13 protein-coding genes are annotated in these 10,628 nt (G+C 71.0%); 10 read left to right on the top strand and 3 right to left on the bottom strand.

Features of this window, described 5'->3' with window-relative positions:
* Positions 1–397, bottom strand: a 397-nt coding sequence (locus Air01nite_RS26035; protein ID WP_203705932.1) for a MarR family winged helix-turn-helix transcriptional regulator, incomplete at its 3' end; no start/stop codon positions are given.
* Between the two features lie 57 nt (positions 398–454).
* Here Air01nite_RS26035 and yczE point away from each other — a divergent pair.
* From yczE to corA, 6 genes are all read left to right on the top strand, one after another.
* Positions 455–1,039 (top strand): membrane protein YczE, encoded by a 585-nt coding sequence (gene yczE / locus Air01nite_RS26030; RefSeq protein ID WP_239090976.1) that lies wholly within the window; start codon positions 455–457, stop codon positions 1,037–1,039.
* Positions 1,036–1,881: an LLM class flavin-dependent oxidoreductase gene (locus Air01nite_RS26025; protein ID WP_203705930.1), complete on the top strand. Its 846-nt coding sequence runs from the start codon at positions 1,036–1,038 to the stop codon at positions 1,879–1,881. Before yczE ends, Air01nite_RS26025 begins: the two co-directional genes overlap by 4 nt.
* 72 nt (positions 1,882–1,953) lie before the next feature.
* The gene (locus Air01nite_RS26020; protein ID WP_203705929.1) at positions 1,954–2,340 is read left to right on the top strand and encodes a CBS domain-containing protein; all 387 of its coding nucleotides are present in this window, start codon (positions 1,954–1,956) and stop codon (positions 2,338–2,340) included.
* A gap of 23 nt (positions 2,341–2,363) precedes the next feature.
* Positions 2,364–3,359: a hypothetical protein gene (locus Air01nite_RS26015; protein ID WP_203705928.1), complete on the top strand. Its 996-nt coding sequence runs from the start codon at positions 2,364–2,366 to the stop codon at positions 3,357–3,359.
* Between the two features lie 24 nt (positions 3,360–3,383).
* On the top strand, positions 3,384–4,478 hold the full coding sequence (locus Air01nite_RS26010) for an aminotransferase-like domain-containing protein (RefSeq protein WP_203705927.1): 1,095 nt from the start codon (positions 3,384–3,386) through the stop codon (positions 4,476–4,478).
* A gap of 319 nt (positions 4,479–4,797) precedes the next feature.
* The gene (corA, locus tag Air01nite_RS26005; protein WP_203705926.1) at positions 4,798–5,931 is read left to right on the top strand and encodes a magnesium/cobalt transporter CorA; all 1,134 of its coding nucleotides are present in this window, start codon (positions 4,798–4,800) and stop codon (positions 5,929–5,931) included.
* Positions 5,932–6,015: 84 nt separating this feature from the next.
* On the opposite strand, the gene Air01nite_RS26000 is transcribed toward corA, so the two are convergent.
* The gene (locus tag Air01nite_RS26000) at positions 6,016–6,690 is read right to left on the bottom strand and encodes a hypothetical protein (protein ID WP_203705925.1); all 675 of its coding nucleotides are present in this window, start codon (positions 6,688–6,690) and stop codon (positions 6,016–6,018) included.
* Positions 6,691–6,844: 154 nt separating this feature from the next.
* On the opposite strand from Air01nite_RS26000, the gene Air01nite_RS25995 reads away from it, so the two are divergent.
* Together Air01nite_RS25995 and Air01nite_RS25990 are read left to right on the top strand one after the other, a co-directional pair.
* Positions 6,845–7,375, top strand: coding sequence for a peptidylprolyl isomerase (locus Air01nite_RS25995; protein ID WP_203705924.1), 531 nt, complete (start codon positions 6,845–6,847; stop codon positions 7,373–7,375).
* Between the two features lie 27 nt (positions 7,376–7,402).
* Entirely contained in the window at positions 7,403–8,317 is a 915-nt protein-coding gene (locus Air01nite_RS25990; protein WP_203705923.1) for a rhomboid family intramembrane serine protease, read from the top strand.
* Here the strand turns inward: Air01nite_RS25990 and Air01nite_RS25985 are convergent.
* The gene (locus Air01nite_RS25985) at positions 8,307–8,714 is read right to left on the bottom strand and encodes a PH domain-containing protein (RefSeq protein ID WP_203705922.1); all 408 of its coding nucleotides are present in this window, start codon (positions 8,712–8,714) and stop codon (positions 8,307–8,309) included. The genes Air01nite_RS25990 and Air01nite_RS25985 overlap by 11 nt on opposite strands.
* Before the next feature lie 76 nt (positions 8,715–8,790).
* Between Air01nite_RS25985 and Air01nite_RS25980 the strand changes: the two genes are divergently transcribed.
* Entirely contained in the window at positions 8,791–9,963 is a 1,173-nt protein-coding gene (locus tag Air01nite_RS25980; protein WP_203705921.1) for a thiolase family protein, read from the top strand.
* Positions 9,964–10,055: 92 nt separating this feature from the next.
* Positions 10,056–10,607, top strand: a complete 552-nt coding sequence (locus tag Air01nite_RS25975) for a hypothetical protein (protein ID WP_239090975.1) — start codon at positions 10,056–10,058, stop codon at positions 10,605–10,607.
* Positions 10,608–10,628: the final 21 nt, after the last annotated feature.

The following is a 10,628-nucleotide window of genomic DNA, read 5'->3' as shown; positions in this document are numbered from 1 at the left end:
GGTCGGCCGGGTCGAGCAGGTCGACGAAGTGCCGGCGCACCGATGCCACATGCAGCTTGGCCGCCGCCTGGATGGTTGCCCAGCCCGCCTCGGTGAGCACCACGGTGGCGCTGCGGCCGTCGCTCGCGCAGTCGTCGCGGGTGACCAGGCCGCGCTGCTGCATCCGGCTGACGTGGTGGGACAGCCGGCTGACCGACCAGCGGATCGCGGCTGCGAGCTCGCCGAGGCGCATCCGGTGGTCGGGTGCGTCGGAGACGGTCGAGAGCACGTCGTAGTCGGCGTCGGACAGGCCGGAGTCGGCCGCCAGGTCGCGGGTGATCTGCAGGTCGAGCAGCGTGCGCAGCCGCCGGTAGCCGAGCCACGCCCGCATCTCGTCGTCGGTCAGCCACCTGGTCATAGGACCAGCGTAAACACTCTGCTTGACATGTCAAACAGAGTCGCTACTCTGTTTGACATGTCAAGCAGGTTGTTGCGGCTCTTCGCCGGTCTGGTGCTCTTCGGGGTCAGCCTCGGGCTGATGGTCCGCGCCGACCTCGGCCTCGGCCCGTGGGACGTGTTCCACCAGGGCGTCGCGGAGCGGATCGGGCTGTCGATCGGCCTGGTCGTCAACCTCACCGCGGTCGTCGTGCTGCTCCTCTGGATCCCGCTGCGCCAGCGGCCCGGCATCGGCACGGTCGCCAACGTCGTGGTGGTCGGCCTGGTCACCGACGGCACCCTGTGGCTGCTGCCGCCGATCGACGCGCTGCCCGTCCGGATCGCGCTGCTGGTCGCCGGCATCCTCGCCAACGCGGTCGCGACCGGGCTCTACGTCGGCGCCGGCCTCGGCCCCGGCCCGCGCGACGGGCTGATGACCGGGCTCGCCGCCCGGGGCCACTCGATCCGGCTGGTCCGCACCGGCATCGAACTGGCCGTGCTCGCCATCGGCTTCGTGCTCGGCGGCTCGGTCGGTTTCGGCACCATCGCGTACGCACTGGCCATCGGTCCTCTGGTCGGGGTCTTCCTGCCCCTGCTCACCGTCCCGAAAGGACAACCGGCATGACGAGAATCCTGTTCGGGCTGGACGTGCCCGCCACCACCTCGCCCGGGGAGCCCGCGGTCGACCCGGTCGCCGCGGCCCGCGCGGCCGAGGCCGCCGGCTTCGACTTCGTCTCGGCGTCCGACCACCCGTGCGGCGACGACCCGAGCTTCGAGAACTGGACGATGCTGACCTGGATGCTGGCCAACACCGGCCGGCTGCGGGTGCTGCCCCGGGTGCTCGGCGTGCCCTACCGCAACCCGGCGCTGGTGGCCAAGATGGCCGAGACGCTCGACCGGCTCTCCGGCGGGCGGCTCCTGCTCGGCCTCGGCGGCGGCTCGGCCGACCACGAGTTCCGCGCGTTCGGCATCGGCGTCCCGACGCCGCGCGACAAGGTGGACGGCCTCGCGGAGGCCATCGCGGTGATCCGTGGGCTGTGGACCGGGCCCGCGTTCAGCTTCGCCGGGCGGATCCACCGCACGCAGGGCGCGACCATCACGCCGCGGCCGGCCCGGGCGATCCCGATCTGGGTCGGCACGTTCGGGCCGCGGGCGCTCGCGGTGACCGGCCGGCTGGCCGACGGCTGGATTCCCTCGCTCGGTCACGCGCCGCCGGAGACCATCCCCGGGCGGCGCGACCGGATCGCCCGGGCCGCCGAGGAGGCCGGACGCTCCATCGAGGAGATCACCTGCGGCTACCACCTGGACGTGCCGCCGGGCGGTGCGGGTGAGGTGACCGAGACACTGCTGGGCTACGTGCGGCTGGGCTTGTCGGCGTTCAACTTCCGGGTCAGCGGGGCCGATCGGGACGAGCGGGTCGAGTGGCTCGCGACCGAGGTGCTGCCGGGCGTACGACAGGCTGGTTGAGCGCGCAAGTCTTGTAGTTCTGTCCCGGCAGGACCACTATGTCCGTACGGTGGCCTTCAAGGGGGATGTGTCATGCAGGTTCGCGATGCCATGTCCAAACAGGTTCTGGTCGTCGGTCCCGAACACACGCTCCGGCAGGCCGCCAGCATGATGGCCACCCGCCGGGTCGGGTCCGCCGTCGTCATCGATCCCGATGCCCAGGGGATCGGCATCATGACCGAACGCGACGTGCTCTACGCCATCGGCGGCAACCTCGACCCCGACGTGGAAACGGTGGGCGGGCACATCACCTGGGACGTGGTCTACGCCAGTCCTGAGTGGACGCTCGAAGAGGCGGCGCTGGCGATGTCCCGCGGCGGCTTCCGCCACCTGGTGGTGCTGGAGGGCACCGAGGTGGTCGGGGTGGTCTCGGTCCGCGACATCATGCGTGTCTGGGCCGCGGCCCGCGAGCGCGTCTGACCCTTTCGGGGCAAACTGGGGGTATGACGGGGCGCGCGGTCCACGGCTCGACGACCGAGATGATCAAGACGGTCGCGGCCGGTCGGCCCGTGCGCCGCGAGCCCGCTGGTGACCCGCCCGGCGACGTCGACTCCGCGACCGAGACGCTGCTGATCGGCGACGAGCGGTTCCGGATCGAGCGGATCGGGCGGCCGCTCGACTGGGTGATGCGCGCGCTCGGCGACGGCGCCGACGGCCGGGCGCCCTGGACCGTGCTGCTCTGGCAGGGCGGGCTGCTCGACCGGCTGCCCCGCACGGTCGACCACACCATCGCCGGGGTGAGCTGGGACCCGACCACGGAGATCGCCGACCTGCTGGTGCTCGACGAGCCGCGGTCCTCCGTACCCTGGGAAATCGATCTTGATTCGCACTATCGCGTGCTCGACCATATGGCCGCGATGCACGCGCGGTTCTGGCATTTCACCGACCCGGTCGGGCTCGCGCCCCCCGGCGCCCGCTACACCGCGCTCGCGCCGTCGACCGGCATCCGAGAGGCCGGCTCCGGCGCCGATGCCCTGGTCGTGGGTTGGGCCGCCCTCGCCGCCGACCAGCCAGAGGCGCACGCGGTGGCGCTCGCGCTGGCGGTCGAGCCGGCACCCTTGCTGGCCGAGCTCGACGGCCTGCCGACCACCCTGGTCAACGGCGACTGGCGGGTCGGCAACCTGCGGCCGATCGGTGACGGGCGCACCGCGCTGCTCGGCTGGGGCTGGGCGGGCGCCGCCGGTTGCTGCGTCGACCTGGCCGGCTACCTGGCGCTCAACGCCGGCAAGCTGCCGGAGAGCAAGAACGCCACGATCGAGGCATACCGGGCCGCGCTGGACCGCCACAAGATCGACACCGCGGGCTGGTGGGACCGGCAGCTCGAGCTGGCGCTGCTCGGCGCGTTCGTGCAACTGGGCTGGTCGAAGACCACCGACCAGATGGAACTGGCCTGGTGGATCGACCGAGTGATGCCCACCGCCCGCACGTTGCCGGACTGACTTGTTCTCCTAGGCTGGTTACCCATGACCGCCGCGCAGCTCATCTCGTTCGCCCGTGGGGCACCGTCCTTGGACATCGTCGACGTCGAAGGGCTCAAGGCCGCCGCCGTGCGCGCCTTCGACGCCGATCCGGGTGGCGTCACCGCCTACGGCACGTCCGTCGGCTACCTGCCGCTGCGCAAGTGGATCGCCGACAAGCACGGCGTCGCGCCGGAGCAGGTGCTCGTCACCAACGGCTCGCTGCAGGCCGACGCGTTCCTCTTCGACCACCTGGTCGGCGCCGGCGACGCCGTCGTGGTCGAGCGGCCGACCTACGACCGCACGCTGCTCAACCTGCGCAACAAGGGCGGCGACGTGCACGCGGTGAGCACCGCGGCGGACGGCATCGACGTCGACGAGCTGCGCAAGCTGCTGGAGTCGGGCGTGCGGCCCACGATCGCCCACATCATCCCGAACTTCCAGAACCCGGCCGGCGTCACGCTCTCGGCGGAGAAGCGGCGCGCGCTGCTCGACCTGGCCGCCGAATACGGCTTCACGATCTTCGAGGACGACCCGTACGCGGACATCCGGTTCCGTGGCGACGCGCTGCCGTCGATGCTGTCGATGGACGATCGCGGTGTGGTGGTGCACGCGTCGAGCTTCACCAAGACGGTCTGCCCCGGCGTGCGGGTCGGCTACCTGGTCGGGCCCGCGCCGCTGATCGCGGAGATCGCCAAGAAGGCCACGAACCTCTACATCTCGCCCGGCATGGTCGCGCAGGCGATCGTCTACCAGTTCTGCGTGGCCGGTGACCTCGATCGGTCCATCGACACCGTGTGCACGGCGCTGGCCGAGCGGGTCCGCGTGCTGGCCGCCGCGCTGCGCGAGCACATCCCGGGCGTCTCCTTCACCGAGCCCGAGGGCGGCTACTTCCTCTGGGTCGACTTCCCCGAGGATGTCGACGTCGACAAGCTGCTGCCGGCGGCGACCGCGCGCGGCGTGGCCGTGGTCAAGGGCAGCGACTTCCTGCTGGAGGGCGGCAAGCACGCGCTGCGGCTGGCGTTCTCGGCCGTGACCGTCGACGAGATCGACGAAGGCGTGCGCCGGCTGGCGGCGGCCATCGAGGATATCCGCGGGTAATTGGGGACGACCAACGGCACTCTGTCGGATTCCCGACAGAGTGCCCCATCCGTGTGATGAGGGGCTGACCCGGCACGGGTCGACGGTGAACAATGCGATCCACCGGTCGGTCCGGTGTCGGAAACCGACCCCCTCAGCACTACCCCGCCCCCGATGGCGCCGGGTGGGCCGCTCGCACCCCACCCCCCGACGCGGCCGGTCCACCCGGCGCCCCCCGGCGGGGTCTTCATGACGCGATCCTGACGGCCTGTGGCCACCTTCCGGGCGTAACCTCCTTCTCGGCCCATCCGGGTTGCCGGGTTCGGAGGGAGGCATGTCGATGGCGACTGACGCCGACAAGACCGATCAGGTTCGCCCCAAGACCAGGTCGTGGAGCGATCCGGTCCGGGCGATGACCCGCATGCTCGGTCCCGCCGAGCCCAAGCCCGTGGCGCCAGCTGGGTTCCGTGGCCGGGACACGATCGTCGACTGCGCGTTGTACGTCGACGGCGTGCGGCAGCCCGGCGAATGGTCGCCGGAGGACGCGCTGCACGCGGCGCGCGAGGAGACCGGCAACGCGTTCGTCTGGGTCGGGCTGCACGAGCCGAGCCTGACCACGATGACCGGCATCGCCGAGACGTTCGAGCTGCACGAGTTGGCCGTCGAGGACGCCGTGCACGCCGAGCAGCGCCCCAAGCTGGAGCAGTTCGGCGAGATCAACTCGCTGGTCATGCGGACCGCGCGGTACGTGCGGCACGCCGAGCTGACCGAGACCACCGAGGTGGTCGAGACCGGCCAGGTGATGCTGTTCATCGGTCCGGAGTTCGTGATCACCGTGCGGCACGGCGACGCCTGCCGACTGGCGCCCGTGCGGGCCGGGCTCGAGCAGCGCAAGGAGTTGCTGGCGCAGGGCCCCTGGTCGGTGGCGTACGCGATCGCCGACCACATCGTCGACCTCTACATCGACGTCAGCGACCAGGTGGAGACCGACCTCGACGACCTGGAGACGCAGGTCTTCGCCCGCCAGGTGCACGGCCGGATCCAGCGGATCTACCAGATGAAGCGGGAGCTGGTCGAGTTCAAGCGGGCCGTGGTCCCGCTGCTGCGGCCGATCATGCAGCTGACCGAGTCGACCAACCGGCACGTGCCCAAGGAGATCCGGCGCTTCTTCCGTGACGTGCAGGACCACTTGATCCGGGTCGCCGAGCAGGTCAACGGCTACGACGACCTGCTCAACTCGATCCTCCAGGCACGCCTGGCGCAGGTCTCCGTCGAGCAGAACAACGACATGCGCAAGATCGCCTCCTGGGCGGCCATCTTCGCCGTGGAGACCTTCATCGCCGGCATCTACGGCATGAACTTCCCGAACATGCCGGAGTTCCGCTGGGAGTACGGCTATCCCGCGGTGCTGACCCTGATGTTGCTCGCGGCGATCGTGCTCTACCGCTGGTTCCGCCGCTCGGGCTGGCTGTAAGGAACGGTCCGTTCTTAACGCTTTCCGCATAGGAACGGTCCGTTACTAACACCGAGTGTTAATAACGGACCGTTCCTTGTGCTTTCAGCTGCGGCCGTTGGGTGAGTTCATGTGCTCGCTGCTGGCCGTCGGGTCCGTGCTCTGCGGCGGTTGCCCGGTTGACGAGAAGCGCTCGCCGGCCCGGCTGCGGGCCGAGGTGGCGGCGCTCTTGGCGGTCGCGGCCGCGCTCTTCACCGAGGACCGGGCGGCGTCGGCGGCGTCACCGATCCGGCCGTGGCTGTGGCCCCGGCCGCCGCCCGACGCGCCCTGGCGGGCCGAGTCCAGCGACTTGCTCGGGTCGTACTCGTCCCACTGCTGCTGCCGGCGCCGGCGCATGACCGCCGCGGCGCCGAACGCGGCGCCGGCGACCAGGATCGCGGCCACGATCGGCCACCTGCGGCTGCTCGCACCGGCGTCGACCGCCTTGTCGGCGCGCCGGCCGTTGCCCCGGCTCGGCCTGCGCACCGCCTTCGCGGCGTCGCGCGTGCGGTGACCCGCGGCCGAGGCGAGCGGCCGGACCGACGTCCGCGTCGACTCCCAGCCACTGCGGGTCGACTCCCAGCCGGTGCCGGCCGCATCGCGGACCCGGGCAGCCGACGGGATCACGAAATCGCGGGCGGACTCGACCCGCGGCCGGACCGCCGTGCTGACCCCGCCGGCCGCGTGGCCGGCGGCGGCCTTCAAGTGCTCGAGGCTGTCGCCGAGCTCGGTTCGGACCAACTCAGCGCGAGTTCTCCGTCGGATACCAAACACCAGACCCCCACCTTCCTGGGCGTAGTTCCTCCTGCATCCTCCACCTTTGGACGTGTCCGCATTGCCGGAACGGGCACATGGGAGGATCGAACTGAAACTCACCGACGACGGAGGAGTACCCGTGGCCGAGACCCTTTACGCCACCCTGCATACGAACCGCGGCCCGATCCGCCTGGAGCTGTTCCCGAACCACGCGCCGAAGACGGTGCAGAACTTCGTGGAGCTCGCAGAGGGCACCCGCGACTACGTGGACCCGCGCACCGGGCAGAAGGGCAACGGGCCCTACTACGACGGCACCATCTCGCACCGGGTGATCTCGGGCTTCATGATCCAGATGGGCGACCCGACCGGCACCGGTCGCGGCGGCCCGGGCTACGAGTTCGCCGACGAGTTCCACCCGGAGCTGCGTTTCGACCGCCCGTACCTGCTGGCGATGGCCAACGCGGGCCCGGGCACCAACGGCTCGCAGTTCTTCATCACGGTCGGCCAGACGCCGCACCTGAACAACCGCCACACGATCTTCGGCCAGGTCGCCGACCAGGACTCGGCCAAGGTCGTCGACGCGATCGCGAACACGCCGACCAACCACGGCGACCGTCCGCTGGAGGACGTGGTCATCGAGCGCGTCGAGATCCAGCGGGTAAACGGCTGATCGACGGAGCCAGGTACCTTTCTTGGCATGAGTGAATCGCCCCCGACGGCAGCGCCGGTCTGCTATCGGCACCCGTCGCGGGAGACCTGGGTGCGCTGCACGCGATGCGAGCGCCCAATATGCCCGGATTGTATGCGCGACGCCTCGGTCGGGCACCAGTGCCCGGAGTGCGTCGCCGAAGGACGCCGGACCCAGCGGTCGGCGCGCACTGCCTTTGGCGGCAGTGTCGCCGGCCGCGACGGTGTGGTGACCAAGACGCTGATCGGGCTCAACGTCATCGCGGCGCTGATCGGCGTCGCGCTATACGGTGCCGACACCCTGCTTCCCAACGGCGGCCTGTTCGGTCAGCTGACGCAGTGGCAGTTGGCCGGCGGCGTGTTCGGCCCGTCGTTCGGCTGGAACACAAACCAAGGCGTCGTCGTCTACACCGGCGTCTACGACGGTGGCTACTACCGCCTCGTCACGGCGATGTTCATCCACTACGGGATCATCCACCTGCTGTTCAACATGTGGGCCCTGTGGACGGTGGGCCGCCCGCTCGAGGCCGCGCTCGGCCGGTTCCGGTTCGCGGCGCTCTACCTGCTGGCCGGCATCGGTGGCAACGTCGCGGCGCTCCTCATCAACCCGAACGCGACGAGCGCCGGCGCCTCGACAGCCATCTTCGGCCTGTTCGCGGCGTTCTTCGTGATCGCCAGGCGGCTCGGTGGCGACACGCGGCAGATCCTCGTCGTGCTGGTGATCAACCTTGTCATCACGTTCACGCTGCCGGGCGTCTCGTGGGCGGGCCACGTCGGTGGCCTGGTCACCGGAGCGCTGGTCGCGGCGATCCTCGCTTACGCACCGCGCGACCGGCGCACGGTGATCCAGGCCGTGGGTTGCGCGATCGTGCTGGTCGCGCTGGTCGGCATCACCCTCGCCAAGGTCGCGAGCGTCACCGCTTAGCGGCCGCGTTCAGCGCGGCGGCCACCTCTTCCGGCGGCGCGCCCAGGTCGTGCTTGCTGAACACGTGCAGCGCGTCGCCGGTGTCGATCTCCAGGGTCTCGCTGCGCACGCCCGCGTGCGACCGCTCGTCGACCGCGATCCGCTCCACCGCCGACCAGGGGATGTGCCGCCGGCCGGCGAAGCCGGTGCGCACGGTCAACCCGGTCTCGTCGGCGGCCAGCCGCACCGGGGCCAGCAGGTCACGGAAGCCCCAGACGACCAGCACCGCCGCCGCGACGACCGCCACGGCCAGGGCGACCGTGTCGGTGGCGAACAGCGCGGCCAGCACCAGCAGCAGGACGGCGCCGACGAGCTTCAGCGTGGGCAGGGCCGGTGGGATCCGCCAGTGCGAGGTCACCGAACAAGCATCCCAGCCGGGCGGGCCGCCGCACGACGTAGGATTCGGTCAAAGCTCACGTTACCGGGGAGTAATCATGCGGGACGCGGTCATCGTCGGTGCGGTCAGAACTCCGGTCGGGCGGCGCAACGGCGGCCTGACGGGCGTACACCCGGTTGATCTTTCGGCGCATGCCCTGCGTGCGCTGGCCGAGCGGCTCGCCCTGGACCCGGCCGAGGTCGACGACGTGGTCTGGGGTTGCGTGTCGCAGGTCGGCGACCAGTCGTGGAACGTCGCGCGGGGCGCGGTGCTCGCCGCCGGCTGGCCCGAGTCGGTGCCCGGCACCACGCTCGACCGGCAGTGCGGCTCGAGCCAGCAGGCGATCCACTTCGCGGCGGCGGCCGTCATCGCGGGCCAGAGCGACCTGGTGGTCGCCGGCGGGGTCGAGTCGATGAGCCGGGTGCCGATGGGCTCCAGCATCGGCGAGGGCAACGCGTTCGGCGACCAGGTGCGGGCCCGCTACCGTGACCACGAGGGCTTCGCGGCCGACGACCCGGTGCCGTTCAGCCAGGGCGTCGGCGCCGAGATGATGGCCGCGCGGTGGGGCTTCGACCGGGGCCACCTGGACGAGTACGCGCTGGCCAGTCACCAGAAAGCGGCTGCCGCCCAGGACGCCGGGCTGTTCGACGCGGAGATCGCGCCGGTGGCCACCGCCGACGGCGGGAAGGTGGCCGTCGACGAGGGCGTCCGGCGCGACACGTCGCTGGCGGCGCTGGGCGAGTTGAAGACGCCGTTCCGCGCCGACGGGGTGGTGACCGCGGGCTCAGCGTCGCAGATCTCCGACGGCGCCGCCGCGCTCGCGGTGACCACCAGCGAGTGGGCGGCCGCGCACGGCCTGCGCCCGTTGGCCCGGATCCACACCGCGGTGGTCGCGGCCGACGACCCGGTCGTGATGCTGACCGCGCCGATCCCGGCCACGGCCAAGGTGTTGCGCCGCGCGGGGCTGGGCATCGAGGAGATCGGCGTGTACGAGGTCAACGAGGCGTTCGCGCCGGTGCCTCTGGCGTGGCTGACGGAGACCGAAGCCGACCCGGCCCGGTTGAACCCGCGCGGCGGCGCGATCGCGCTCGGTCACCCGCTCGGCGGCTCGGGCGCCCGGATCATGACGACGATGCTGCATCACATGCGGGACAACGGCATCCGCTACGGCCTGCAAACCATGTGCGAGGGCGGCGGCATGGCCAACGCGACGATCGTCGAGTCGCTTTAATCCCGTTAGGGTAAATGATCCTAATGGAGGTTTAAAGAACTCGGCACAGGGCAGGCCGCGTCCCGCCAACGAGACGCATCGTTGTGAAGGGCATGGACGTCTTCTCCCGTACGTTCCTGCCCGCCGCCGCAGAAGCCGGCGTGGCCATCCCGACCGTCAGCCGGCACATGCCGGTTTTCCGGCGGTGTGTCGCCGCTGACGACGCCGCCGCGCTGGTCGCCCGCTGCAATCGCGCCGATCGGCCCACGCAGGGCGAGTACCTGCTGCTGTTGACGTATCGCCGCCTGGTCGTGACCCACGAGTCTCGGATGCTCCACCGCCTCCGGCTGCATCTGAACACCGAACTGGGCCACCTGGGCAACGTGACGTGGAACCCCGATCCGCGGCTGTCCGCGGTTGAGCTGGCGGCCACTGCCGTCGATGGGGTCCGGGAGCGATTCTGGATCCGGGTCGGCCACCCCAAGCAGGTGTGGCACCTGGACGCGCTGCTCAGCCACGTCTTCCGCCCGCGCGCAGCACGCGCGGGAGCCGGCGCGGCGGCCGGGGATCGTGCCCCGGCCGCCACCCGGGACGCCCTGCGCCGGGACACCGCGGCCTGGGAGACCCTGGGACGCTCGCGCCGGGCCGTTGCGGTGGCGTTCTAACAGTCCTCTTACACAACCCGG

The sequence above is a fragment of the Asanoa iriomotensis genome (assembly GCF_016862515.1).
In the GTDB taxonomy this organism is placed as follows: Bacteria; Actinomycetota; Actinomycetes; order Mycobacteriales; family Micromonosporaceae; genus Asanoa; species Asanoa iriomotensis.
This window is presented reverse-complemented; position numbering and strand designations above follow the sequence as displayed.